The organism is Mesorhizobium sp. M0227, assembly GCF_040321855.1.
Classification (GTDB): Bacteria; Pseudomonadota; Alphaproteobacteria; order Rhizobiales; family Rhizobiaceae; genus Mesorhizobium.
The window spans coordinates 214,948-239,514 of record NZ_JAMYSJ010000010.1 but is presented as its reverse complement, the minus strand read 5'-3'; the positions used below and the strand labels follow the sequence as shown (position 1 = coordinate 239,514).

Sequence of the window (24,567 nt, the reverse complement as noted above, 5' to 3'; positions counted from 1 at the left end):
CCGGCCTCAAACCCGAGCCGCAAGGCACCCCACATTGGCCCGACCCTCCCTCCTTGCCCCTATAACTTAATAACGCAACGGGCCCTCAAGGGGGGAGATTGGCTGTCATTCCGGCTTTCGACAATCTCCAGCGTCGCAGAACGGAGCGAAGCATCGAAGCTGCTGATCTCCCCCCTTGCGGGGGAGATGTCCGGCAGGACAGAGGGGGGCGCCACGCAATGATGCGGGAAACAAGCTTACCCCGCGCGGCAGCGCCCTTGCTCAGCTTCGCCCGGTTGCTGCGCCGCTATGGCTTCGCCATAGCGCCCGAGCAGGTCTCCAGCTTCATGCAGGCCGTGACATTGCTCGGGCCGCGCTCGATGGCAGACATCCGCGAGGCGGCGCTCGCGACGCTGGCGCCGCCGCCCGACCGCCACGACGAATTCGAAGCGCATTTCCAGAGCCACTTTTATGGCAACACATCCGCCGTGGTGGAAGGCGACGCCGACGAGGAAACCCGCATCAAGGATGATGGCGGCGCCGACGACGAACGGATCGAAGCCGAACAAACCCAAGAGGGCGGCGAGCTGTCCTCGGCACTGGAGCAGTTGAGCAGCCGCGACTTCCAGCGTGACGATGACCGCCTTGCCGCTTTCCGCCGCAAACTCGCTTCAGCCTTGCCCGCCCGCCGCTCCTTCCGCACCGTACGCACGCATTCGCGCGGCAAGCTCGATCTGCGCCGGTCGCTGCGGGAAATCGTCAGCGCCGATGGCGACGTGCCCTCGCCGCTGCTGCGCCGCCGCCAGACCGTCCCCCGAAAGCTGCTGCTGCTGATCGACGTGTCCGGCTCGATGAAGCTGCACACGTCGGATTACCTCAAGCTGGCGCATGCCGCCGTGCAAGGCGCGGACCGCGCCGAGATCTTCACCTTCGGCACGCGGCTGACCCGCATCACCACGGCATTGCGCATCCGCGACCGCGATCAGGCATTGGCGCGCGCGGCCGCGCAGGTTGACGATTGGGACGGCGGCACCCGCATGGGGCCGACGCTGCTCGCCTTCCTCTCGGTGCCGCGCTTCTCGTCGTTTGCACGCGGTGCCACGGTCGTGATCCTGTCCGACGCGCTGGAGCGCGGCGATCATGGCGAGTTGGAGACAGCCATGCGACGGCTGAGCGCCCGCGCTTTCCGACTGTCGCTGGCCACACCCTTGGCCGGCGATCCGCGCTTCCGGCCGGCAACGGCGGCACTGCGCGCCATCCTGCCGGTGCTGGACGACCTCGTCGACGGCTCGTCGGTGAAAGGCCTCACCGATTTCATCCTGTCGCTCGCCCGCCCTGCTCCGGCGGCGGCGACAATCTGGAGGAGGGTTTCATGATGCAGAAAACCATCGACGCGCATTTCCACATCTGGCGCCAAAAGGACCAGCCCTGGCTGGTCGGGCCGATGGTGCCGCGTATTTTTGGTCCCTACGAGCCGATCCGCCGCGACTATCCGATCGAGGAGTTTCTCGAAGACCAGAAGGGGTCGGGCGTCGAGAAGGCCGTCTATGTCCAGACCAACTGGGCCAAGGAGGATTTCGAGAAGGAAGTCGCCTTCCTGCAGAAGACATCCGACGAAACCGGCTGGCCGCATGCCATCGTCGGCTACACCGACATGACCGTCGACGATATCAGGCCCCAGATCGATCGCTTGAAGAAATATCCGCTGCTGCGCGGCGTGCGCATGCAGCTGCATTGGCACGAGACACCGGCCTTCCGTTTCGCCGCCTCGGCCGACCAGGTGATCGACCCGAAGGTGCGCGCCAATGTGGCGCGGCTCAAGGACTATGGCCTGTCCTTCGACCTGCAGCTTTTCCCCGCCCAGATGAAGGACGGGCTGACGCTGGTCGGCGAGAACCCCGAAACGAATTTCATCCTCACCCATGCCGGCATGCTGACCGGCATGGAACCGGACACCACCGAAGCCTGGAAAGAAGGCCTGCGCACGCTGTCGGCGGCGCCCAATTTCTACGCCAAGCTGTCCGGCCTCGGCACCTTCGTCCACCGCAACGACCCGGCGCTGATCGCCTATATCGTCGACAACGCGATCGACATCCTCGGCGCCGACCATCTGATGTTCGGCTCGAACTTCCCGATCGAGAAGCTGTGGACCAGCCACGCCGAGCTGATCAGGGCGCACCGCGATGCGGTGGCCAGGCATGGTGCGGCGGCGGAGGCGGATATTTTCTGGAACACGGCGGAGAAGGTTTACCGGCCGGTGTGACGCTTCACTTCACCTCAAACTGTGGATCGACCGGGATCTGCATCGCCGTCACCAGATGGTTGGTCTGCCCAGCCAATCCGATGATCGACACCAGCTCGCCATGCTGCGCATCGGTCATGCCTTTGGCGCGGGCCGCCGCCGTGTGCGAGTGGACGCAGTAAGAGCAGCCATTGGCGGTCGAGACAGCGATGTAGATCATCTCCTTTGTCAGCGGATCGATGGCGCTGTCGGCCACCATCACCACCTTCAACTGTTCCCAGATCCGCTTCAGCGAAGGAGGATCATTGGCCAGACCGCGCCAGAAATTGTTGACGAAATCGGATTTGCGCGTCGCACGGATGTCGTCGAACACGGCTTTTACGGCGGGGATCTTTTCGACCTCGGCATCGGTCAGGAGTCTTGTGGTGGCCATGGTGGTGGTCCTTTCGCTTCGATCGATGAACTGGTTCGTTGAATCAAGTTTCGAGCAAAGGCGGCTAACCAGCTTCTTTGACTCAGTTTTTGCCCGCAATAGCGTTGAAGATTAGCCGAGGCACCTAAACTTCGTCATCCACGGGCGAAGCAGGCGCGAAGCGCCGTCGCGGAGACCCTGGGATCCATTCCGTGACCTTAGCCGAAGAGTGCAGCGGAGCAGAATTCTGCACCGCAGCAGCGCCATGGAGTCCCGGCATGGATCCCTTGGGCTGCGGAGCAGCTCCAGGGGTCTGCGCCGCGTCGCTACGCTCCTTGCTTCGCCCGTGGATGACGAAGGGATGGACGTGCGCGCCAATTATCGACGTACGCACCGGCCAGAACCCTAATGCACCGCAGCGTACATGATCTTCTCCTCCGTGGCCTCGGCCGGCGAAAACTCCTCGACGATACGGCCCTGACGGCAGACCAGGATGCGGTCGGACAGGTTCATGATCTCCGGCAGGTAGGACGATATGACGACGACGGCCAGGCCCTCGTCCGCCAGCCGGTTGATGATCTGGTGGATCTCGGCGATCGCGCCGACATCGACGCCGCGCGTCGGCTCGTCGAAGATGACGATGCGCGGCTGCTGCACCAGCCCCTTGCCGATCACCACCTTCTGCTGGTTGCCGCCTGACAGTTCCACCACACGCGCATTGTCGTTGATCGCCTTGATGTTCAGCGTCTTCGTCCATTCCGCCGACAGCACGCGCATCTCTTGCGCGTTGATCACCCAGGCCTTTTCGCGGCCTGCCGCCAAAAGCCCGCCGAACAGGTTCTCGGCAATGCCCATCGTCTCGAAAATACCCTCGCTCTTGCGGTCCTCGGTGACATAGACGATGCCGTCGGCCACCGCTTCGCTCGGCACGAGATAGCGCACTGGCTTGTCGTCCAGCTCGATGGCGCCGCCGCGCAGAAAATCGCGCTTGTAGATGCCGGAGACGATCTTGAAGGTCTCGGTGCGGCCCGAGCCGATCAGCCCGAACACGCCGGTGATCTGGCCCTCGAAGATCGAGAAGGACGTGTTGCGCACGACATTGCTCATCGAAATGTCCTGCACCGACAGCACTTTCTTGCCGGCCTTGCGCAGTTTTGCTTCGTCGCGCTGGCGGTAGATCTCCCCCGATAAAGTGCGCCCGACCATGGCGGAAACGATCCTGTCGCGGTCGAAGGCGGACGTGTCGTCGGTGATGACCAGCTCGCCGTCGCGCAGAATGGTGATGCGGTCGGCAATATCGAGCGCCTCTTCCAGCGCGTGGCTGATGAAGACGATCGACACGCCGCTCGCCTTCAGCCGCCGGATCAACGCGAAGAAGTGCCGCTTTTCTTCTGGCGTCAGCGTCGCCGTCGGCTCGTCGAAGATGATGATCTCGGCATTGTGGTGCACCGCGCGCGCGATCTCGACCATCTGCCGCTTGGCAGCACCCAGCGTCGCCACCATCGCGTTCGGGTCGACTGGAAAATTCAGCGATTGCAGGAACTGCTGCGCGGAGATGTAGGTGCCGCGCAGCCGGTTGAGGAACTTTTCGGTGCCGAGATAGAGGTTCTGCGCGACCGTCATCGATGGGACCAGGCTGGTCTCCTGGAACACCATTGCGACGCCGGCCTCGAGGGCCGCATGCGGCGAAGCGTAGGCGATCTCCCGGCCCTTGTGGAACATCTTGCCTGAGGTGGCATCGACCACGCCGGCGATGATCTTGGTCAGCGTCGATTTTCCCGCGCCATTTTCGCCGAGCAGCGCATGGATCTCACCCTTGCGCAGGTCGAAGCTGACATTCTTCACCGCGGGCACGCCGCGGTAGTTCTTGGTGACATTCTCCAGACGGACGATCGGTTCCATCAGAAACCTCCCGTGGCGACGGAAAGGATGCAGTCGCCCCCTTTGGAGGCGACGAACAGAAGGCCGTCTTTTTCCGCAACACTGCAGATGCCGTGGCGCGTGCCGTTGGCGCGGCTGTGCAGGCTGAATTGCGGCTGCATCTTCTGGTCGAGCCTGACCACCAGCCCGTAGGAGCGGCTCGGCGACCATGGCTTGTGGATGCCCATGGTGCGGATGCCGCCGCATTGCAGCGGCTCGAGGAAGCTGCGGCTGGAGGCCAGTGCAGGCGCGATCCAGTAGGCCGGCAGCACCTGGTTCAGCATGTCCTGGCGGTAGTGCGTTTCCTGCAGCACGAATTCGATCAGCCGGTTGCGCGGCGCAAACAGGGTCAGCCAGGCGCCGCCACCGGCGGAGGACGACAGCCGTGCCGGATAGCCCGGCAGATGCGTCAGCACCGTCGAGCGGTTACCAGTCGCGCCGTCGAAACGGATGAGCTGGTGACGCCAGCTTTCGCTGACCAGCACATCCCTGCCTGCAGGATGCAGCCCATAGGGAAAGGCAATGTCACCGGCGACCTTGCGGAAATCACCGCCTGCTGCGTCTCGCTTCCAGAGCGAACCGGAAGCCCCCTTGTTCATCAGATCGGCGGCCCATTGCGATGGAGCATGCTCGACCGAGCCGTTGGCCAGCCACAGCGTGCCGTCATCCGCGTAGGCAAGCGCGGTTATGCAGCGGATCTCGGCCGGCAGCGAAACCTCCTTGCCTGATATCAGCAGCTTGCCGCTTTCCAGCCCCACCGTCAGTTCGCCCGATGGCGACAGCGCCAGCGCCAGCGCCGTGACCGGAGACGGAAAGGTTTCGACAACCCTGGGCTCGGTTCCGGCAGCAATCGAATAGATTGCGTTGCCGCTGGAGGCCAGCAGCCTGCCATCGGCAACCAGCAGATTGTCCGGCTCGGTCAGCTCAGTAAAAGCCGGCGCGTCATCCAGCAATGTGTTGGGTCGGAAAGCGCCATCGAGCGGCGGGATGGTCACCGCCTTGCCGCGAAACAGGTCCAGCACAGGATCGAGGATCATGGCTTTGTTCCCCAATAGGAAGCGGGGCTGGTCCAGTTCGGGTCTGCGCCTGAAATCTTGTAGCGGCCGATGCGGTTGTTGAGGATGCCGCCGACGAACAGATATCCCTTGTGCTCGCGCATCGAGGTGACCATCGGATGCGCGTCGCCGGTGAGGTCGCCCATCGCCTCGACGATGCCGCCGGTCTCGTTGAATTTCACCACGCCGCCGGTGTTGATGTTGGGGAACAGCCATTCATCCTGCGGCAGCCGGCGCGTCATGCGCTTGCGCATATCGGGGTGCCGCAACGACAGGTCGAAGCTCGGCGTGCGCATGCCCAGCCACGCCATCCAGTAATTGCCGTCGGAGGCGCGGTTGATGTTGTCGGGATAGCCCGGCATGTCGCGGATAACGCATTCGGCGGTGCCGGCCTTCGGCCCTTCCAGCCAGTAGCGATGCACGCGGCAGGCCCAGCTTTCGGCGAAGAACAGCGACTTGCCGTCATGCGCCATGCACACACCATTGGTGTAGCGGTAGCCGTCGAGCAGCGTCTTCGTCGAACCGTCCTTCGGGTCGTAGACCAGCAGCCGGCCGGTGGCGCGGTTCTCGATCGAGTCCAGCGCCCAGTCATGCGCGTCATAGCGCTTGGTCGAGTCGGTGAAATAGATGCGGCCATCGGGTGCGATGTCGCAGTCGTTGGGGTCGCGCAGCCGCGCATCGTCGACGATCGAGGTCCACGAACGCGATGTCTCCGCTGACAGGCGTTTGACCTCCCGATCCGGCGAGACCGAATAGAGGCCCATGGCGCCGACGCAGCTGATCAGATTGCCCGATTTGTCGAAGGCGAGGCCCAGCGGAAAGCCGCCGATGTGGGCAAACACTTCCGACCTGACATAATCCGGCGCGAAGAAGCGGACGATCTCGCCGTGGCGCGTGCCGCAATAGAGGTTGTCGTCGCGGTCGAGGATGACGTCTTCCGGCCCTTCCAGCTCGCCAAGCCCGATATGGTCGGCGGCCGACAGCCTGTTGTCGAGCTCGTAGGGTGTGCCTGAGCCGGGTGCGGCCGACTGTGTCACGCCCATCTTGAGATAGACAGGCGCGACATAGACCTCGTTCAGCACCTTGTGGCGGTTCTTCAGCCAGCGGATGTCGATGGTCACCGCCACCGCCAGCATGATGCCCAGCACCATCTGGTTGGTGCCGGTGCCGTAGCCCAGCCGGATCAGCCCGTTGGTCATGGTCAGCACGATGATCGCGCCCATCAGCCCCTTGATCACCGAGCCGCGCCCGCCGCCGAGGCTGACGCCGCCGACCACCGCCGCCGTCAGTACCATGATCTCGAGGTTGAGGCCGGTGCCCGGCCCTGCCCCGCTTAGGCGGCAGGCGATAAGGAAGCCTCCGATCGAGGCGCAGAAGCCCGAGAAGACATAGGTCATGAACACCGTGCGGCGCACGCGGATGCCGGCATTGTGCGCCGAGCGCCTGGAGCCGCCGACCGCCAGCACGTGCCAGCCCGGCCGCGAGCGCGTCAGCGCGATATGGGTGACGATGGCCAGGATGATCGCCAGCCAGACCGAGACCGACAGCCCCCAGAACGTGCTGTCGCCGATGAAGTCGAGCACATCCGATGTGGCTGTCGAGAGCTGCACATCTGCGGCATAGGTGGTGACCAGGATGTCGAACAGTGCCCGTCCGAAGATGAAGGTGACCAGCGTGGTGAGAAAGGCGCGCAGCCTGAGATAGCCGACGAGATAGCCGTTGATGGCGCCGAAGATGAGGCCGGTGGCGAGCGAAGCGGCCAGTGCCAGCCAGATCGACTGTTCGAGGATAAAGAAGACATAGACAGCGGAAAAGCAGGATAGCGCGAAGATCGAGCCGACCGACAGGTCGATGCCGCCGCCCAGCATCACCACCGTCATGCCGGTGACCACCATCGAGAACTCGCCGAGCTGCCGGGTCGATTCCTGCAGCGCGGTCAGCTTGAAGAAGCCCGGGATGATCGAGCCGAAGGTTGCCAGCGTCGCCACCAGCGCCAGGAACGGAATGGCGTTGTCGGTCCAGCGTTTGGTCAGGATCTCGCCGACGACGTGGTCGGGCACGAGATTGTAGCGCCAGGACTGGAGGCGTTCGCGAAAGGACATCGGCAGCTGCTATTCCATGAGAAAGAGGTGGCCGGGCAATCCGGCCACCTCGTTGATCGGTGTTGGCAAGGATCGGCTTATTTCGCAGCCGCTTGCGCCTGCAGCGCCTTCAGGTCCCAGCAGCTGTCGGGCTTCAGGTCGGCCTTGGTCGTCGCCTTTTCCAGCGTGTAGATGTAGGTGTGCGAGGTGCCGGCCGGCTGGCCGCTCTGCAGCAGGAACTTGATGATCGCGTTCATGTCGCCCGACTGGCGAGCAAGATCGGTCATCACCACGGCGCCATAGGTGCCGTCCTGCAGCTTGTCGCAATCGGCCGCCTTTTCGCCGCCGCCCGTGGTGACTAGGAACACCTTGCCGTCGAGCTTGGCGTCGCGGATCGCGGCGGAAGCGCCGGTGGCGTCACCATCCCAGAAATCGATGATGGCGCAGATGTCCGGGTTCTGCTGCAGCATCGTCGTCGTCACGTTGCGCGAGGTCGTCGCATCCCAGTTTGAATCGGGCTTTGCCACCACCTTGAAGTCGGGATTCTTGTCCAGCACCTTCATGATGCCGGCATACTGATAGAGGCTGGAGGAGTTGGCCTGGTCACCCTGCACAAGGCCGATCTTCTTTGACGAGTTCGGGCCGCAGCCCTTGATCGCCGCTTCGGCCTCGAGCTGGCCGAGCCGGTCCCAGTCGCTGCCGACAAAGGCATCAGCCGGGAAGTTCGCCGGATTGTCGACCAGTATCACGTAGGTGCCCGCGGCCTGCGCCTTCTTCATCAGCTTGGAATAGGAGTTGAGGTCCGGCGCATGGATGATCAGCACGTCCGGCCTGGTGTCCGACGAGATGGCGTCGGTGATCGCCTGCGCGCCGGCATCGACGACCCAGTTCGGGTCACGCGTCTCGAATACGCCGCCCCAGGCCTCGACTTCTGTCTTCAGGTAATGCGACCAACCCTGCGCCAGGTCGAAGCCCATCGCCAGCGGCACCAGCATGACGCGCTTGCCCTTGAGCGCCTGCGCATAGGCGGCCGGGCCGGGATCATCGGCGGCAAAGGTTGGCGCCACGAAAGTGGTAACGGCAAGCGCCGTGGCGGCGGCCATAAGTGTCTTGATCAGTTTCATGTCAGATCCTCTATTTTTGCTGTTGCTGTTCACGGCCGGCCCCAACCGTCCGCGGTAGGTTTAGATATCGCCTTGCTGGGCGGTCTGCTCGTCACGTGGATTGATGATGCCGTCGACGATGATGGCGCCGAGCAGGATCGCTGCCTTGATCAGGTTCTGGTAGAGCAGCGGAATGTCGATGATGGTCATGGCGTTGAGCAGGATGCCGATCAGTGCCGCACCGACCAGCACGTTGCGCACCCCGCCGCGCCCGCCGGACAGGCCGATGCCGCCGATCACCGCCACCAGCACGATATCGTAGAGCAGCGTTGAGTTGACGACCCGGGTGTTGATCGAATGCAGGCTCGCCGCCGTCAGCAGGCCGGCGACCAGTGCGACCAGGGCGGAAAGCACATAGCGCAGCACCAGCATCGGCCGCACCGGAATGCCGATGTTGCGCGCCGCCACCGGATTGTCGCCGGCGAAATAGATGTAGCGTCCCCATTTGGTGTAGCGCAGGAACAGGAAGAACAGGAATGCCAGGCCGGCGAAGACGAACACCTCGATGGGAACATCGAGGAAGCGCAGGCCGCCGAGCAGCTCGACCCAATGGCCCTGCGGCACCGGCACGGCATCCTGCGTGATCAGTTGCGAGCGCACATAGCCGAAGACGAAGGAGCCTGTCGCCAGCGTCACGAAGATCGCCGGCACGTCGGCATAGGCGACGAGAAAGCCATTGAGCAGGCCGATGGCCAGCACACCAGCCAGCACATAGGCGAAGGCCAGCCCGTCCGGCGTCCCCGAATTCAGAAGTTGCAGATACCAGGCGACAGACATCGCCATGATCGCGACGGCGGAGAGGTCGATGCCGCGGCCGATGATGACGACAGCCATGCCAAGGGCCAGAATGCCGAGCACCGACACCGAGCGGACAATGGCGACAAGGTTGTTGGGGTCGATGAAGCCCGGCAGGCCGATGGCCGCTGCAACGAACAGCACCACCGCGATGGCAAAGACAATGCCTTCCTGATTCAGGCTCCTGAAATTCGGCCAGCCGATCGTGTTCATGTCTGCGTTTGCCCCGATGGCAGCGCTGCCATCCCTGGGAAAGAACGCTAATCGGCCCAACGCCGGTTCGTCAAATGAATCCGCGCTCGGAACCCAGGCCGGCAGCGATATTCACCGAGTGGACGCGTCGATTGCCGAAGCTGGCGCAATGCATGGAAAGGCCTGCACTTTTGGCAATTGGTTGCGCCATTGCGGCCGCTCGCGAAAGCGCTGCACTACGGCGAAAGGACGAGACGGAATTTATCTCCGCATCAGGCGGAAAAAATCGGTCTCAATTTCCCGGCGAGTGGCCGGAAACCTCCGCGCCCGCACTTGGCGGCAGCACGAGAAAACGCAACGCCGCCACCAGCCCGATGGCGCCGATCGCCAGGAAGGCGATTCGAAAACCCACAAGGTCGAGAGCGGGGCGATCCCTGACGATCTGCGACAAATTGAGGATCGCCGCCGCCACCGCGACGCCGAACAGCATCGCCACCTGCTGCAGCATCGAGGACAGGGTCGCCGCCGAGCTTCGTTGCGCCGCATCGATGTCGGCGAAGGCCAGTGTGTTGAGCGCGGTGAACTGCATCGAGCGCGTCAGGCCGGCAATCAGCATCAGCGCCACCACCAGCGCCTGTGGCGTCTGCGGCGAGACCGCCCCGCAAGCCATGATCGAGACCGAGGCGATGATGCCGTTGACGACCATCACCGAGCGGAAACCGAAACGCCGCAGCGTTGGCGTCGTCACCGTCTTCATGCCAAGATTGCCGAGGAAATAGGCCAGGATCATCAAGCCGGCATCGACGGGCGAGAGGCCAAAGCCGACCTGGAACAGCAGTGGCAGCAGGAACGGCGTGGCGTTGATCGCCACCCGGAAAATGGTGCCGGCGGCCAATGTCGAGATGGCGAAGGTCAGCACCTTGAACGAGGAGAGATCGAGCAGCGGATGCGGCGCCCGCCGGAGATGCCGTACCGCCAGCCAGCCTATGACGATGCCGGCAACGATCAGCAGCGCTGTCGGCAGCACGCCGTCCTCCGGATGGGCAATGCGTTCAAGGCCATAGAGCAGCAGGGCAAGTCCGGCCGATGTCAGGAAAAAACCCGGCCAGTCGAGCGGCTTGGGGTCAGCCTCACGGTCGCCCGGAATGAAGCGGGCGACCAGCGACAGCCCGATCACGCCGAGCGGGATGTTGATGAAGAAATTCCAGTGCCAGGACAGATAGGTGGTGATGAAGCCGCCGAGCACCGGCCCGACCACCGGCGCAAACAGTGCTGGCCAGGTGATCAGCGCCGTGGCGTTGAGCAATTCGGATTTCGACGCATTGCGCAGGACGAGAATCCGCCCGACCGGCGTCATCAGCGCGCTGCCGAGCCCTTGCACGACACGGGCGGCGACAAACTGGGTCAGGGTTTGCGAGAGGCCGCAGGCGAGCGAAGCCAGGGTGAACAGGACGATCGCCAGCAGGAAGATGTTTCGCGCCCCGAACCGGTCGGCGAGCCAGCCCGACAGCGGCACGAACACCGCCATGGTCAGCATGTATACGGTGATGCCGATGCTCATTGCCACCGGCGACACGCCGAAGGACGCGCCCATCTGCGGCAGCGAGGTCGAGATGATCGTCGAATCCAGCAACTGCATGAAGAAGGCGATGGCGACGATCAGCGCCACGCGCCGCGCATTGGTGGCCGTTTCGGGTAAGATTTCGGTATCGGGAATGGCAGTCATGACGGAACCGGTTTGAACAGCATTTGGCCGGCCGCGTCCAGAGATAGCACAACAAACTTTCGTGTCGCGAAACTTTCGGGTCGCGCCATGGCCTGCTATGGGATGGACGGGGTGGCCGAGGAAAGTGTCCGCGTAACATGAAGCCCATCTATATCGACTACCTCAATGCCCTCGACATCGACGCCCTTGCCATGACCGATGGCGAAATCATTGCCGCCGTCGAGGCTGGCCTGGTGGCGCAAGGCAACGGCCAGACGGTGATCGAGCCGCGCGTCCATCTCGAACCGGACCCGTCCTTCCACGGTCATTTCAATGTCTTGCGTGGCTACGTCGCGCCGCTCGACACGGCGGGCGTGAAAATCGTCGGCGACTATGTCGACAATTACCTGCATGGCCTGCCTTCCGAATTCGGCATCCTCAATTTGTTCGACCCACGCACCGGCGCGCCGCGCGCCATCCTCGACGCCACCGTCATCACCGACATGCGCACCGGCGCCGTCACCGCCATCGGCGCCAGGCATCTGGCGCGAAAGAATTCCAAAGTGCTGGCCCATATCGGCGCGCGCGGCACCGCCTACTGGAATGTGCGCCTGCTCGACCATCTCTTCGATTTCGAAGAGATCCGCGTCCATTCGCGCCGCCCAGAAAGCCGCGACGGTTTTGCCGCCAGACTGTCCGCCGATCTCGGCAAGACGGTGACTGCGGTGGCCGACTGGAAGAGCTGCATCGAGGGCGCCGACATCGTCGTCGAGGCCTCGCGGCTGCCGGAGCCGCAGTCATTGCTGAAGACCGAATGGATCAAGCCCGGCGCGCTGGTCGTGCCCTACGGCACAATGAGCGCGGTGGAACTGTCGTTGACCGACATCATGCAGAAAATGGTCGTCGACGATTGGGGCCAGTGCAAGGGCGGCAAGTTCGGCTCGCTGCGCGCCCATGTCGAGACCGGGCGGCTGAGCGAGAAGACGCTGCATGCCGAACTCGGCCAGATCGCCGCCGGTCTGAAAGTCGGGCGAGAAAGCGACGACGAAACGATCCTGTTCTGGCACCGTGGTCTGTCACTGTCCGACATCGCGTTGGGCAAGGCGATGCTGGCCAAGGCGCAGGTGCAAGGCATCGGCCAGAGGCTGCGCTTCGCATGACCGCGCTCGTCCTCTCCGGAACCGGCGTCGGCGTTAGCGATGTCGCTGCGGTCGCCCGCGATGGGCGCAAGGTGGAGATCGGACCCGAAATCACCGGCAGGCTGGAGAAGGCACGAAAAGTGCTCGACCAGACCGCCGCGTCCGGCCAGCAGATCTATGGCCTGAACACCGGACTCGGCGCCAATCTCGGCACTGCTGTCGACGGCGACGCCGGCGCCTTCCAGCGCCAGTTGCTTGAAGGACGCAGCGGCGCCGTCGGCGAGGTGCTGCCGGTTGAAGCCGTGCGCGCTACTATGCTTGCCCGCGCCGCGATGCTGTCGGTTGGCGGCTCCGGCCTTTCGCCCTTCGTCTTCGTCGCTTTGGTCGACGCGCTCAATGCCGGCGTCCATCCCGTCATGCCGTCGCTCGGCTCCATCGGCGCCGGCGACCTGGTGCTGATGACGGCACTCGCCCGCATGCTCACCGGCGAAGGCGAAGCCGACTATCAGGGCCGTCGCATGCCGGCAGCCAAGGCGTTGATGATGGCGCGCCTCGCCCCTATCAGCCTGGCGCCCAAGGACGGGCTGTCGCTGATCAACGCTTCGGCGGTATCCGCCGGCAGCGGCGCGCTTGCGGTGACGGATGCGCTGTCGGCCCTTGCCCAGCAACAGCAGGCCGGGGCGCTGACCATGGAAGGTTTTGGTGCCAACCGCACCATCCTCGATCCGCGCCTGCATATGGCGCGCCCGGCGGCCGGCCAGCAGGAAGCAGCCAAGGTGCTGCACGATCTGCTCGTCCGCGACGAGGCGCTGGTGCCGACCACCTTGCAGGACCCGCTGTCGATCCGCTGCATGCCGTCGATCCATGGCGCGCTGATCGAGGCGATCGGTCAGGCGAGACAGGCTGTCGAGATCGAACTCAACGCCGCCGCCGACAACCCGCTGGTGCTGGGCGATGATGAGCTGGTGCTGTCGACCGGCAATTTCCACACCGCCGCACTGGCGCTCGCCTTTGAGACGCTCGGCCTGGCGATCGCCCAATGTGCCGCGGCCAGTGCCGCGCGCTTCATCCAGCTCACCGGTTCGGGCCGCAATGGCCTGCCGAAATATCTGTCGCCGGTCGGCGGCGCCTCGGCCGGCTTCGTGCCGCTACAGAAGACAGTGACCTCGATCCTGGCCGCCATCCGCCACAAGGCCAATCCGGTGATGCTCGACTTTCTTCCGGTTTCGGAGGGCGTCGAGGATCACGCCACGCAGACACCTCTGGCGGTTGCGAAATGCGCCGGGATGATCGCGCTATGGCGCCGCCTGATCGCTTTCGAGCTGATGGCGGCCGCACAAGCGGTCGACCTGCGCGACGGTTTCACGCCAGCGCCACGCACCGCCGCAATTCACACGGCGATCCGCGCGCTGGTCCCTGCTCTGAAGGAGGACCGGCCGCTCGGCATCGACGCCGAGGCGCTCTACGCCGCGCTCGCCGGTGGAAATTGGCCGGCCTGACGCGGCTTCTCAGAAGACGACGGTCTTGTGGCCGTTGAGCATGACGCGGGCTTCGAGATGCAGCTTGACCGCGCGCGCCAGCACCCGGCTTTCGATGTCGCGCCCGACGGCGACGAAATCCTCGGCGCTCATCGCATGGGTGACGCGTTCGGTCTCCTGATCGATGATCGGGCCCTCATCGAGGTCGGAGGTGACGTAATGCGCCGTCGCACCGATCAGCTTGACGCCGCGGTCGAAGGCCTGGTGATAAGGCTTGGCGCCCTTGAAGCTCGGCAGGAAGGAATGGTGGATGTTGATCGCCCGTCCGAACAGCCGGTCCGACAGGCTTTTCGAGAAGACCTGCATGTAGCGCGCCAGGATGACCAGTTCGGCCCCTGTTTGCTGCACCAGGTCCAGCAGCTTCTGTTCCTGCTCGGCCTTGTTCTCCCTGGTGGTCGGCCAATGGTGGTAGGGAATGCCCTCCAGCTCGGCGAAGCGGCGGGCATCCTCGTGGTTGGAGACGACGGCGGCAACCTCCGCGTTCAGCCAGCCGACCCTGATCTGGTACAGCAGATGCAGAAGCGCGTGGTCGAACCTGGAGACCATGACGATGATCTTCGGGCGGCGCCCCTGATCGACGAGCGCGGTCTTCATGCCGAACCGGTCGACACTTGATTTCAAGGCCCGTTCCAGACTGTCCCTGGTCGAGCCTGGCGGGCTGATGAAGGCGATCCGCATGAAAAAGCGATTGGTCTGCCGGTCCCAGAACTGGCTGCTTTCGGCGATGTTGGCGCCGTTCGCGGCAAGCTCCGCCGTGACCGCGGCGACGATCCCCGGCTGGTCCTCGCAAGAAAGCGTAAGAATATGAACCGGCGCGGCGTCGTCCGTCGCATCATTGCCTTGAGATTTCACGCCCTGTCGACCCTTTTCATGAACAGGCTGAGCTCAGCCGGATCCATATGCACCACATGCTTGTCTTCGGGATAGGCAAGACTGTTGACATCGGCAACATATTCCGAGAACGCGGCGATACGCTCGGCCTGCAAACGATCATACTCGGCGGCGAAGTTGCGGTAGACCTTGGAGTGACGGGGCATGTGGCCACGGTTCTGGCCGAGGATGTCGTCAGCGAACAGATATTGCGCATCGCAACCGGTGCCCGCTCCCATCGACAGCATGATCAACGATGTCCGTTCAGAGATCGCCTTGGCCACCTCGACCGGTACGACCTCGATCTCGGCGCCGATGGCGCCGACAGTTTCCAGCTGCTTCACCGCCGCGAAGACCTCCATGGCGGTGTCGGCGGTCTTGCCGACCGCCTTGAAGCCGCCGGTCCAGGTGGCCCGTGACGGGATCAGCCCGACATGGCCGATCACCGGGATATTGTCATCGGCCATCCGCTTGATCGTGGCGTAGCCGGCGCTGCAATAGACCGCGTCGGCGCCGGCCTTGTAGAGCAGGAAAGCCCAGCGCACGAAATCGTCCGCCGTGCCGATCTCGTAGAAATTGTCGCCCGGCATGGTGAACAGGCTGGGTGCGGCGTCCCGGTATTGCGGGTTGAGCACCAGTTCGGGCGGCACCGAGACGATGTCGACCCCCGCGCGCTCGGCGGCCTCGGCCTCGTCCATCGTCAGCACGCGCAGCATGGTCAGCTGTCGCTTGCCCTTCATGGCGCGCAAATCCGCCACCGTTGGTCTTTTTCGGCTCATCAAATGGGTTCCCTCAGTTGCATTCGGCGGCAGGTCAGCCGATCTGGATCATCACTTTGCCAGCCTCGACCTTCACCGGATAGGTGGCGAGATTGACGCATACCGGTGCGCCTCGGGCCACACCCGTCTTGTAGTTGAAGCGGCCATTGTGCTTGGGGCATTCGATGATGTCGTCCATCACCAGCCCATCGGCCAGATGCGCCTTCTCATGCGTGCAGTATCCGTCGGTTGCGAAGTACTCGTCATCGGGACTGCGATATATGGCGAAGGTACGGCCGCCATGATCGAAGCGGATGACATCCTCTTCCTCGACATCGTCGACGCCACACGCTTCAACCCAGTCGGCCATCTGCTTCTCCCCTATTCCGCCGCCGCCGGAACGGTCAGCGCATGGAACTCGTCCCGGTACGGCCTGGCCGTCGGCGGCAATTCACGCTTGAGGAAATAGTCCTCGTACTGAAGCTGCTTCAGCAGCACCGGCCAGACCTCGCGGTAGGCATGCCACATCGAAGGGTTCGGCGCGGGCAGATCATGCTTGATCAATTCATGCAGCCTCGGCAGCGCGTGATACGGCACCATCGGGAACATGTGATGTTCGACATGGTAGTTCATGTTCCAGTAGATGAAGCGGCTGATCGGGTTCATGTAGACGGTGCGCGTGTTCAGCCGGTGGTCGGTGACATTATCGGCCAGGCCGATATGCTGCAGCAGGCCGGTCAGCACCATGTGCCAGCTGCCGTAGAGGCGCGGCAGGCCGATCAGCACCAGCGGCAGGAACGACCACAGATAGAGCGCCAGCACGATCGCCGCGACATAGATGGCGACATGCCAGCGCGCGGCGGTGACCACCTTGTGAAGCTCCATCTCGGGGATAAAGCTTTTCTCGTCGGGCGAGATGCTGCCGAACGCATTGCGCACCAGCGTCGGCAGCGAATAGCGGAAATCGAGAATGCCGGTGAAGGCGAGTGCGGCGCGCAGCAGGTCCGGCGGACGCATCACCGCGATCTCGGCGTCGCGGCCGACGATGATCGTGTCGGTGTGATGGCGCGCATGGCTCCAGCGCCAGGTCACCGGGTTGCGCATCAGCATGAAGCTGGCGATCTGGTAGACGGCATCGTTCATCCAGCGCGTGCGGAAAGCGGTGCCGTGGCCGCACTCGTGCCAGCGCGAGTCGCTGGACGAGCCGTAGAGCACGCCATAGATGAGCAGGAACGGCACCACCCACCACGTGCCCCAGAACCAGGCGATCCCGGCGGCAGAGCCCAATATGGCAACGATCCAGATGATCGTGTCGCGGATCGCCGGCCCGTCCGAGCGTTGCATCAGCTCTTTCATCGCCTTGCGCGGCACATCGGTGTGATACCACTCGGCCGAGGCCAGCCCGGTCTCGATCGCGGTGCGCGTGCTTTCCCCGACCAGGCTGTAGTCGCGCTTTTTCGCCATCACATCGACCTCCGATTTCCGGCCCGCCAGCCGGAGCATTCGTTTCGCATCATGCCCTGTCCGCCAATCCCGGAAAATTGCCCGACGGCGCAGGATAATCCTGTTGCGGTTGCCTGGCGATCGAAGCGATCTTCGCTTCGGCCGCGGCGATCGCGCCGGCGCCGTCGAGCACCCGGAACACCGCGTCGTAAGAACGGCCTTCGCCATGCTCCAGCCAGATCATCTCGCCTCGCTCGCGCGCCGCGAGATTGCCCAAGACATGGTGTGTCGAGGGCTCTATGCCCAGCGCATACTGCCCTGCCTGGAAATTCTGCCATTGGTAGGCGCAAGGCAGCTGATCCTTGCGCGTGATCACTTCCAGGCCAAGCCCTATGCCGTCATTGACCACCGCCACCGGCACCTCGCCATTGGCGCCCGCCGCCATCTCGTGCTGCCAGACCTGCTCGCTGAAGCCCAGTCGCGGCGCCGGCACGGTGCGGTAACCGACCGTCTGCGCTTCGTAGCGTTCGCCTGCATGGCCAGCCCAGACGACATCGCGGATCGGCGCCAGATAGCGCGAGCCCTCATCGAGCAAGGGATGGCTGACGTTGACGTGGTAGAAATACATATGCGGCGTGCGGTTGAAGCCGTGATTGACGACGCGGTCCGACAGCCGGATCTCGTTGCCGCCGACATCGGCCTCGATGCGCCGCAGCAGGTGCAGATCCTCGCCGAACACCGCCGATTGCTGAACGACGCCTTCAGCCCAAAGCACGCAGCGGTCGCCATCCCAGGCCTCGCCATAACCGGTCAGCCGCGCTGGAATGGTGCCAACGCGGCCATGCAGCGAATGCACCACGGTCTTCTTGCCCGGGTAATTGTAGCTATCGGCAGGCACCTCTTCGCGGCCCAATATGTGGTCGAGGCCGCAGGTGACAAGCAGGCCTGAAAACGAGCGCGCCCAGGCGAGCCCCCCTTCCCCCTCGTAATCGTGCAGGGCGGGGTGGCGAAAGCCGCTTGGCGAATGCCAGCCGATCGCCTGTCCCCTATAGTCGCAGTCGGCGATGTCGAGAGCCCGGTCGACCAGCGCGGTGAAGCGCAGGCCTGAGCCGGTGCGGAACTCCAGCATGCGAATGCCGCGTTCCACCCCGTCGGCAAGCGTCATCAGCCGCACGCCGGCAAATTGCGACAGCATGCCCGAACGTTCCGATACCTGCCGGCGCGAAAGCGTCTTGCCATAGAGTTCTACCATGTGACGGCCAACTTCTTCACTTCGCTCTCGTCTCTTTCAGCAGGGCCGACATGTCGGCGCCGGTGATGATGCTTTCCACGGTCAGAAGATCGGTATCGGCAACCGTCTGCTCGGCGACGATCTCGCCGCGGCGCATGACGATGATGCGGTCGGCAACCTGGAACACGTGGTGGATGTTGTGGGTGATCAAAAGCACGGAATGACCGGCCTCACGCACCTCCTTGACGAAGCGCAGCACACCATGGGTTTCCTCGACACCGAGATTGTTGGTCGGTTCGTCGAGGATGATGACCTTGGCGGCGAACTGCATGGCGCGAGAAATCGCAATCGACTGCCGCTCGCCACCCGACAGCGTAGAGACCAGCGCATCGGCGTCGAGTTTTTTCGAGATGCCGACGCGCTTCAACAGCGCCGACGCCGCGTCGCGCAATTTGGCGAAATCGAGCGGCGCGAACACGCCCAGCCATTTCAGCTTGACCGGTTCGCGCCCAAGGAAAAGATTGCGCGCGATGCTGAGATCCGGCGCCAGAGACGTATCCTGGTGGATGGTCTCGATGCCGAGGTCCATCGCATCGCGCGTCGAGCGGATCGAGACCTTCTCGCCGCGCACATAGATGTCGCCACGGTCGATCGGAAACACGCCGGAAATAGCCTTGATCAATGTCGATTTGCCGGCGCCATTGTCGCCGAGCAAGGCCACCACCTCGCCCTCCTTGAGAGCAAAGGACGCATTCTTCAGCGCCCGAACGCTGCCGAAGGATTTTTGCAGATTCTGCAGCCGGAGAACTTCCATGATCAGCCCCTTGCAGCGTTCTTCTGCAGCAAAGCGTGCAGGATGAGCATGGCGAGGATGATGAGGCCGACGAAGATGTTGTAGGCGAGGCCCGGCACGCCGATCAGCACGATGCCGTTGCGGATCGCGCGCAGCATCAGCGCGCCGACGATGGTGCCGAGGATCGTGCCGCGTCCGCCGGTCAGCGCCGTGCCGCCGACCACCACCATGGCGATCACTTCGAGCTCGTAGCCGGTGCCGGCCACCGGTGAGGCGGCCGAGATGCGGAAGGCGCTGATCATGCCGGCCAGTCCCGCCAGGACCGAAGTCAGGATGAACAGCCACACCTTGACGGCGTCCGCCGGCACGCCGCGCGCCACCGCCGCGTTCCGATTGGAGCCGATGGCGCTGATCCAGTTGCCGAGCTTGGCATAGCGCAGCACGTAGATCGCCAGCAGCGAGAGACCGATGAACCACCACAGCGAGGTGTAGAACCTGAACGAACCGACATTGAAGCTGCCGGCCAGCAGGGTGACGAAGAAGCCTGGCTGGTCCCAGGATTTCAGCGGAAAGCCCTGCGTGATGTAGAGCGCCGCCCCGCGCACCACGAGCAGCATGGACAGCGTGACCAGGAAGGACGAAATGCCGATCTTGGTGACGATCAACCCGTTGATCGCGCCGATGGCGACGCACAGCAGAAGCCCGGCCAGAAGCGCGATGCCGATATCGACGCCTCCGTTCTGCACCAGAAGCATGACGACGACCGGCGCCAGCCCGAACACGGCACCAACCGACAGGTCGAATTCGCCCGCCGTCAGAAGCAGTGTCATGCCGAGCGCGATGATGCCGAGCTCGGGGAGGAACGCCATCATGTTGGAGATGTTGAGCGGCGACAGGAAATTGGCATCGGCGATGGCGAAAATCGCGAGCAGGACAATGAGGATGACGAGCGAGGAGAATTGCGGCGAGCGTATAAGGCTCGATCTGCGTTTCCCGACAGGCATTTCGTCTTCTGCGGCGATCATCATGACTGCTTGAACCATGCTTTGAAGTGGTGCCCGCGGCCTGCGCCGCGGGGACCGGTTTTCACTTCGTGTCGTAGAGTTTCAGGATCGGTTCGACGCTTGAGGCGTCGTAAAGGCTGAAAGTATGGATGTCGTAGCCGATCGGTTCGCCCGACGCGGCGAGCCCGAGCAATGCCACCGGCATGAAGCCCTGTGCAGACGGGAACTGCCAGGCGGCCGCGTTGACGAAGCCGGATTTGACGGCCTCCGCGGTTTCCTTCGAATTGCCCCAGCCGACAACCGGGATCTTGCCGGCCGGCACACCCGCGCCGTCGAACACCCGCTTGACGCTGGCCGCGACGGAATCGCCAAGCGCGATGATCGCCGGCGGATTGTTGGCCACCATATAGTCGGTCATCTTGGCAATGATGCCGGCCGGGTCGGTGCCGCAGTCGACCACATCATATTTGATCCCCAACGGATCGAAGACGCTGGCGATGCCTTCGGTCTCCAGCTGCTGATAGCTGGCGCCAGGCACTTCCACCGGCAGGAACACCTTGTCGCCCTGCTTCACCATCTTGTGGTCGACGAGATACTTGGCCCAGATGACGCCCGCCTCCTTGAGATCGGCGCCGACATAGGCCTGCCGTCCGGTCGCCGGATCGTCTGTGTTGAAGAACACGATCGGGATCCCGGCCGCCTTGGCAGCCTTCACTTCCTCGGTCCACAAGCCCGGCTGGGCCGAGGTGGTGGCGATGCCGTCGGGCTTGGCCGCAAGCGCGGAATTGAAGGCCTCCTTCTGCGCCGCCATGTCGCCGCCGCTGAAGGAGATCTTGCAGGTCACCTTGAGCTGGTCGCAGGCTTTGGTCGCGCCGGCATTCCAGTCGAGCCAGAATGCATCTGAGGGACCGCCATGCGACAGCAGGTAGAAAGTCTTCTGGCCATCCTGCGCCATTGCCGGCGAGGCGAATGCGATGCCCGCGAACACAGTCGCGGACGCCGCCAGTTTCAATCCGAATTTCAACACTGCAATTCCTCCCTTGTTGTTGCTTCCAAGCCGGATGCACCGCCGGCAAAGGGCGGCGCACAGCCGGTCAGAGACCGTTGGCGCGGAACTTGTCGTCGAGAAATTTCTTGGCCCTCGGCACGTCGTCTTCCGAAAGGTGTTCGATGATCACCGGGATGTTCGGGTTCTTCTGCGACAGGCGCTGCAGATAGAGGTCGTAGTTCAGCGAGCCGGTGCCCGGCGCGTTGAGGACCATCTCGCCAACGCCGCGGAAGGTGTGCGAGGCCAGCGCGTCGTCATCGCCGATGTCCGCATGCTTCTCACTCTTGTCGTCGCCGGCTCGTGCGACATCCTTGGCATGCGCGATTTTGACCTTGTCGGCCAGCGTGTCGAACACCTGGTTCAGCACCTTGTCCATCTGGTCGATGTTGTGGCTTTCGAAGTAGTTGGTCGGATCCATCAGCAGGCCGAGGCCCGGATGGTCGACCTGCGCGAACATCCTCACCGTTTCCTCGACCGAGCCGACGACATTGTTGACGTAGGTTTCGAGCAGGAACATTGCGCCGTGGTCATAGGCTTCCTGCGCCAGTTCGGAGATCACCTTGCGGCACATCTCAAAACCCTCTTCGGACTTGTTCTTGGGATCGCTCATCCACTCGCTCTCGGTGTTGTAGGTACCGGTCTCCGAGATCACGTAAGGACTGCCGAGCTGGCGGGCGTTACGGATGATTTCCTTCAGCCGATCGACATTCGCCTTGCGGTGCGCGAGGTCGGGATGAATGACATTGGTGTAGCCCGAGATGCAGCAGATCGGCAGGTCGTGGGCACGGAACGTGTCGCGAACCTTCTTGGCCTTATCCTTGGTGATCTGGCCGGCCGACAGATCGATATCCTTGAAATGAAGGTCGAGCTGCACGGTGTTGAAACCGTGGCCGCGAATTTTCTTCGCTGTCTCTTCGAGGCCGTAGGGGAAATACCCCGTGAAAATACCTGCCTGCATCATGGTGTGAATTCCTCCCTGTAAGCGATTCAGTTGTCTGGTGTTTCAGTTGCGGTGATCAGGTAGCGATTTCGGAAAGCTTGACCGTGCGGCCCTCGTCGATCGAGCGATAACCCGCCTCGACCAGCGCCATGGTCTTGACGTTGTCGGCGACCGACAGCGCCGGCGGCGTGCCGGTCCTCACCGCATGCTGGAGCTGCTCCATCACGCCGATAAAGGCATGCGGGAACCACATCGTGTCCCAGCTCGGGCTGACCCATTCGCCGCCGGTCGTCTCGGTCGAAGCGTAAGTCAGCGTCGAGGCAGCGCCCGTCGGCCAGCCAATGGTGCCCTTCGCGACCCCCTTGCTGCCGTCGACGCGCCAGTTGATGTGCTGGTCGTCCTTGTAGCCATCCTGGCGCGGACCCGACCAGACATCCTCCAGCGACACGGCGAGCACACCGGACGGGAAGCGCAGCGTCGACACCGTGATGCCGTCCGAGTGGTCGAATGTCGTGCGCGGATCCTTGCGTGTCAGCGTGGTGATTTCGTCGGGGTCGCCGAACAGGAAGCGCAGCACGTCGAGATGATGCACACTCATATTGGCAAGCGTCAGGCGGTCGTAGTCCTCAAGGAAGCTCTGCCAGTGCGGGATGGCATGCATGTCGATCTGCGCGAAGACGATGTCGCCCAGCGCGCCGCTGTCGATGATCTGCTTCAAGACGCGCATCGACTGGTCGTAGCGCATGTTCTGATTGACCGAGAGGATCTTGCCGGCCTTGGCCGCCTCGTCGCGCAGCTTGACCGCTTCCTCGACCGACAAGGCCAACGGCTTCTGCGCCAGGATCGCCTTGATGTGCTTCTGCTTCAGCGCGTGACGAATCAGCGCCGGCTGCAGGTCGGGCGGGAAAGCAAGATCGATGATCTCGACATTCTCGTCCTCGATCAGTTTTTCAGGCGTGTCGTGGACCGTGGGGATGCTCCAGCGCGTCGCCACCTTCTCGGCGCTGGCCCTGGTGCGCGAGGCGATCGCCACCACCGGGAATCCAGCTTCCTTGTAGGCGGCGAGATGGCACTCGGCCATGATCATGCCGGCGCCGACGCAGCCGATCCTGTATTCCTTCGTGCGGACCTTCACGTCCGGCTCGAAGCCCTTGTTTGCCATCTCTTCCTCCCGAAAGTCTTTCCTTGCGGCGGCCGTCATCGTGCCAACGCCCCGCCGCTCTGTTCGAAATAATGCACTCTGGCCGGCTCGCAGGATATCGCCACCATGGCATCCGGCCGGATGTCGGGCTGACCGCGCAGCAATGCCTTCAGGCGCGCCTGCCCGGCAGCGAGCGTCACCACGGTGTAGCCGCCAAGCGGCTCGACCTCGAACACTCGCGCCGGGCGGCCCGGGCCCCCGTCCGCCCACGGTCTGACCTTGATGTCTTCCGGCCTCAGGCCGATCTCCACGGCGTCGGCGGGCGCTGTCTTGTCTTCGATGCGGATCGTGCCTTCAGCCGCTTCGACACCGCCCTCGCCGCGCGCCGATCTGAGGATGTTCATCATCGGCGAGCCAAGCAGCCTTGCCACATAGGTGCTGGACGGGCGGTCGTAAATCTCCGCCGGCGTACCGATCTGCCTGATCTTGCCGTCCTGCAGGATGGCAATGCGGTCAGCGACCGACATCGCCTCTTCCTGGTCATGCGTGACGTAGATCAGCGTCTTGCCGAGCTCGCGCTGGATGCGCTTCAGCTCGACGCGCGTTTCCTCGCGCAGCCTGGCGTCTAGCGCCGAGATCGGATCGTCCATCAGATAGGCATTGGGATCGCGCACCAGAGCCCGCGCGATCGCCACGCGCTGCCGCTCCCCGCCCGAAAGCTGTCCCGGCGGCTTGTGCAGGATATGGCCGATATGCAGCTTCGCCGCGACGTCGGCGACCCGCCTTTTGATCTCGACCTCGGCGACCCGGCGTTCGACCAGAGGAAAGCGGACATTGTCGAGCGCGCTCATATGCGGAAACAGCGCCAGATTCTGGAACACCATCGCCACGTTGCGCTCGGCTGGCGACACCGTATTGACCGGCCTGCCGCCGATCAAAATCTCTCCGGTATCAGGCGTCTCCAACCCCAACACCAGGCGCAGGATCGTCGACTTGCCCGACAGGGGCGGCCCGAAGAAACAGAAGAACTCGTTGTCGTTGACCGTGAACGAGGCGTCGTCGACGGCGAGCGTGCTGCCGTAGCGCTTGGTCACATTGCGAAAGACGATATCAGCCAT

22 protein-coding genes are annotated in these 24,567 nt (G+C 63.5%); 4 read left to right on the top strand and 18 right to left on the bottom strand.

What is annotated here, in order from left to right; all coding sequences use genetic code 11:
• The first annotated feature begins 218 nt into the window (after window positions 1–218).
• Window positions 219–1,355 carry a vWA domain-containing protein gene (locus NKJ00_RS16870; protein ID WP_128303424.1) on the top strand — a complete coding sequence of 379 codons (1,137 nt, stop codon included), beginning with the start codon at window positions 219–221 and terminating at the stop codon, window positions 1,353–1,355.
• Complete coding sequence (locus tag NKJ00_RS16865) at window positions 1,355–2,242, top strand: amidohydrolase family protein (protein ID WP_164892900.1); 888 nt, start codon at window positions 1,355–1,357, stop codon at window positions 2,240–2,242. Before NKJ00_RS16870 ends, NKJ00_RS16865 begins: the two co-directional genes overlap by 1 nt.
• Window positions 2,243–2,246: 4 nt before the next feature.
• On the opposite strand, the gene NKJ00_RS16860 is transcribed toward NKJ00_RS16865, so the two are convergent.
• The 7 genes from NKJ00_RS16860 to NKJ00_RS16830 form a co-directional block, all read right to left on the bottom strand.
• Window positions 2,247–2,654 (bottom strand): carboxymuconolactone decarboxylase family protein, encoded by a 408-nt coding sequence (locus NKJ00_RS16860; RefSeq protein WP_128303422.1) that lies wholly within the window; start codon window positions 2,652–2,654, stop codon window positions 2,247–2,249.
• Window positions 2,655–3,038: 384 nt separating this feature from the next.
• Window positions 3,039–4,535, bottom strand: a complete 1,497-nt coding sequence (locus tag NKJ00_RS16855) for a sugar ABC transporter ATP-binding protein (protein ID WP_352630492.1) — start codon at window positions 4,533–4,535, stop codon at window positions 3,039–3,041.
• Window positions 4,535–5,590, bottom strand: coding sequence for an SMP-30/gluconolactonase/LRE family protein (locus NKJ00_RS16850; protein ID WP_352630490.1), 1,056 nt, complete (start codon window positions 5,588–5,590; stop codon window positions 4,535–4,537). The genes NKJ00_RS16855 and NKJ00_RS16850 overlap by 1 nt, the downstream gene beginning before the upstream one ends.
• Window positions 5,587–7,710: an ABC transporter permease gene (locus NKJ00_RS16845; protein WP_352630488.1), complete on the bottom strand. Its 2,124-nt coding sequence runs from the start codon at window positions 7,708–7,710 to the stop codon at window positions 5,587–5,589. Before NKJ00_RS16845 ends, NKJ00_RS16850 begins: the two co-directional genes overlap by 4 nt.
• A 77-nt stretch (window positions 7,711–7,787) precedes the next feature.
• Window positions 7,788–8,813, bottom strand: coding sequence for a sugar ABC transporter substrate-binding protein (locus tag NKJ00_RS16840; RefSeq protein ID WP_352612591.1), 1,026 nt, complete (start codon window positions 8,811–8,813; stop codon window positions 7,788–7,790).
• A 60-nt stretch (window positions 8,814–8,873) separates the two neighbouring features.
• Window positions 8,874–9,860, bottom strand: coding sequence for an ABC transporter permease (locus NKJ00_RS16835; RefSeq protein WP_128303419.1), 987 nt, complete (start codon window positions 9,858–9,860; stop codon window positions 8,874–8,876).
• Between the two features lie 271 nt (window positions 9,861–10,131).
• Entirely contained in the window at window positions 10,132–11,565 is a 1,434-nt protein-coding gene (locus NKJ00_RS16830; RefSeq protein WP_352630486.1) for a DHA2 family efflux MFS transporter permease subunit, read from the bottom strand.
• Window positions 11,566–11,702: 137 nt separating this feature from the next.
• Between NKJ00_RS16830 and NKJ00_RS16825 the strand changes: the two genes are divergently transcribed.
• Both NKJ00_RS16825 and NKJ00_RS16820 read left to right on the top strand, forming a co-directional pair.
• On the top strand, window positions 11,703–12,704 hold the full coding sequence (locus NKJ00_RS16825; protein ID WP_352630483.1) for an ornithine cyclodeaminase family protein: 1,002 nt from the start codon (window positions 11,703–11,705) through the stop codon (window positions 12,702–12,704).
• Window positions 12,701–14,182 carry an HAL/PAL/TAL family ammonia-lyase gene (locus NKJ00_RS16820; protein WP_352630481.1) on the top strand — a complete coding sequence of 494 codons (1,482 nt, stop codon included), beginning with the start codon at window positions 12,701–12,703 and terminating at the stop codon, window positions 14,180–14,182. The genes NKJ00_RS16825 and NKJ00_RS16820 overlap by 4 nt, the downstream gene beginning before the upstream one ends.
• A 9-nt stretch (window positions 14,183–14,191) precedes the next feature.
• Here the strand turns inward: NKJ00_RS16820 and purU are convergent, their stop codons facing one another.
• The 11 genes from purU to NKJ00_RS16765 all read right to left on the bottom strand — a co-directional run bounded on the left by purU (window position 14,192) and on the right by NKJ00_RS16765 (window position 24,567).
• Window positions 14,192–15,073, bottom strand: a complete 882-nt coding sequence (gene purU / locus NKJ00_RS16815) for a formyltetrahydrofolate deformylase (protein WP_023814025.1) — start codon at window positions 15,071–15,073, stop codon at window positions 14,192–14,194.
• A complete protein-coding gene (locus NKJ00_RS16810; protein ID WP_031213845.1) occupies window positions 15,070–15,870 on the bottom strand; it encodes a 3-methyl-2-oxobutanoate hydroxymethyltransferase in 801 nt (266 codons plus the stop codon). The genes purU and NKJ00_RS16810 overlap by 4 nt, the downstream gene beginning before the upstream one ends.
• 34 nt (window positions 15,871–15,904) lie before the next feature.
• Window positions 15,905–16,219 (bottom strand): MocE family 2Fe-2S type ferredoxin, encoded by a 315-nt coding sequence (locus NKJ00_RS16805; protein WP_013530832.1) that lies wholly within the window; start codon window positions 16,217–16,219, stop codon window positions 15,905–15,907.
• 11 nt (window positions 16,220–16,230) lie between these two features.
• Window positions 16,231–17,313 carry a fatty acid desaturase family protein gene (locus NKJ00_RS16800; RefSeq protein WP_352630478.1) on the bottom strand — a complete coding sequence of 361 codons (1,083 nt, stop codon included), beginning with the start codon at window positions 17,311–17,313 and terminating at the stop codon, window positions 16,231–16,233.
• Between the two features lie 49 nt (window positions 17,314–17,362).
• On the bottom strand, window positions 17,363–18,544 hold the full coding sequence (locus tag NKJ00_RS16795) for an aldose 1-epimerase family protein (RefSeq protein WP_352630476.1): 1,182 nt from the start codon (window positions 18,542–18,544) through the stop codon (window positions 17,363–17,365).
• A gap of 16 nt (window positions 18,545–18,560) precedes the next feature.
• A complete protein-coding gene (locus NKJ00_RS16790) occupies window positions 18,561–19,343 on the bottom strand; it encodes an ATP-binding cassette domain-containing protein (protein WP_502906408.1) in 783 nt (260 codons plus the stop codon).
• The gene (locus tag NKJ00_RS16785; RefSeq protein WP_352630471.1) at window positions 19,340–20,320 is read right to left on the bottom strand and encodes an ABC transporter permease; all 981 of its coding nucleotides are present in this window, start codon (window positions 20,318–20,320) and stop codon (window positions 19,340–19,342) included. The genes NKJ00_RS16790 and NKJ00_RS16785 overlap by 4 nt, the downstream gene beginning before the upstream one ends.
• Before the next feature lie 82 nt (window positions 20,321–20,402).
• Window positions 20,403–21,347, bottom strand: coding sequence for a sugar ABC transporter substrate-binding protein (locus NKJ00_RS16780; RefSeq protein WP_352630469.1), 945 nt, complete (start codon window positions 21,345–21,347; stop codon window positions 20,403–20,405).
• Between the two features lie 67 nt (window positions 21,348–21,414).
• Complete coding sequence (locus tag NKJ00_RS16775) at window positions 21,415–22,329, bottom strand: sugar phosphate isomerase/epimerase family protein (RefSeq protein WP_128303411.1); 915 nt, start codon at window positions 22,327–22,329, stop codon at window positions 21,415–21,417.
• 55 nt (window positions 22,330–22,384) lie between these two features.
• A complete protein-coding gene (locus tag NKJ00_RS16770; protein WP_127382087.1) occupies window positions 22,385–23,470 on the bottom strand; it encodes a Gfo/Idh/MocA family protein in 1,086 nt (361 codons plus the stop codon).
• Between the two features lie 35 nt (window positions 23,471–23,505).
• Window positions 23,506–24,567 carry an ABC transporter ATP-binding protein gene (locus tag NKJ00_RS16765; protein WP_352630466.1) on the bottom strand — a complete coding sequence of 354 codons (1,062 nt, stop codon included), beginning with the start codon at window positions 24,565–24,567 and terminating at the stop codon, window positions 23,506–23,508.

Coding starts and splice junctions, on each gene's coding strand:
- NKJ00_RS16775 (WP_128303411.1), bottom strand. CDS start 22,329: ATGATGCAGGCAGGTATTTTCACGGGGTATTTCCCCTACGGCCTCGAA.
- NKJ00_RS16765 (WP_352630466.1), bottom strand. CDS start 24,567: ATGGCTGATATCGTCTTTCGCAATGTGACCAAGCGCTACGGCAGCACG.
- NKJ00_RS16845 (WP_352630488.1), bottom strand. CDS start 7,710: ATGTCCTTTCGCGAACGCCTCCAGTCCTGGCGCTACAATCTCGTGCCC.
- NKJ00_RS16855 (WP_352630492.1), bottom strand. CDS start 4,535: ATGGAACCGATCGTCCGTCTGGAGAATGTCACCAAGAACTACCGCGGC.
- NKJ00_RS16770 (WP_127382087.1), bottom strand. CDS start 23,470: ATGGCAAACAAGGGCTTCGAGCCGGACGTGAAGGTCCGCACGAAGGAA.
- NKJ00_RS16835 (WP_128303419.1), bottom strand. CDS start 9,860: ATGAACACGATCGGCTGGCCGAATTTCAGGAGCCTGAATCAGGAAGGC.
- NKJ00_RS16820 (WP_352630481.1), top strand. CDS start 12,701: ATGACCGCGCTCGTCCTCTCCGGAACCGGCGTCGGCGTTAGCGATGTC.
- NKJ00_RS16825 (WP_352630483.1), top strand. CDS start 11,703: ATGAAGCCCATCTATATCGACTACCTCAATGCCCTCGACATCGACGCC.
- NKJ00_RS16810 (WP_031213845.1), bottom strand. CDS start 15,870: ATGAGCCGAAAAAGACCAACGGTGGCGGATTTGCGCGCCATGAAGGGC.
- NKJ00_RS16860 (WP_128303422.1), bottom strand. CDS start 2,654: ATGGCCACCACAAGACTCCTGACCGATGCCGAGGTCGAAAAGATCCCC.
- NKJ00_RS16870 (WP_128303424.1), top strand. CDS start 219: ATGATGCGGGAAACAAGCTTACCCCGCGCGGCAGCGCCCTTGCTCAGC.
- NKJ00_RS16850 (WP_352630490.1), bottom strand. CDS start 5,590: ATGATCCTCGATCCTGTGCTGGACCTGTTTCGCGGCAAGGCGGTGACC.
- NKJ00_RS16830 (WP_352630486.1), bottom strand. CDS start 11,565: ATGACTGCCATTCCCGATACCGAAATCTTACCCGAAACGGCCACCAAT.
- NKJ00_RS16865 (WP_164892900.1), top strand. CDS start 1,355: ATGCAGAAAACCATCGACGCGCATTTCCACATCTGGCGCCAAAAGGAC.
- NKJ00_RS16795 (WP_352630476.1), bottom strand. CDS start 18,544: ATGGTAGAACTCTATGGCAAGACGCTTTCGCGCCGGCAGGTATCGGAA.
- NKJ00_RS16785 (WP_352630471.1), bottom strand. CDS start 20,320: ATGCCTGTCGGGAAACGCAGATCGAGCCTTATACGCTCGCCGCAATTC.
- NKJ00_RS16800 (WP_352630478.1), bottom strand. CDS start 17,313: ATGGCGAAAAAGCGCGACTACAGCCTGGTCGGGGAAAGCACGCGCACC.
- NKJ00_RS16805 (WP_013530832.1), bottom strand. CDS start 16,219: ATGGCCGACTGGGTTGAAGCGTGTGGCGTCGACGATGTCGAGGAAGAG.
- NKJ00_RS16840 (WP_352612591.1), bottom strand. CDS start 8,813: ATGAAACTGATCAAGACACTTATGGCCGCCGCCACGGCGCTTGCCGTT.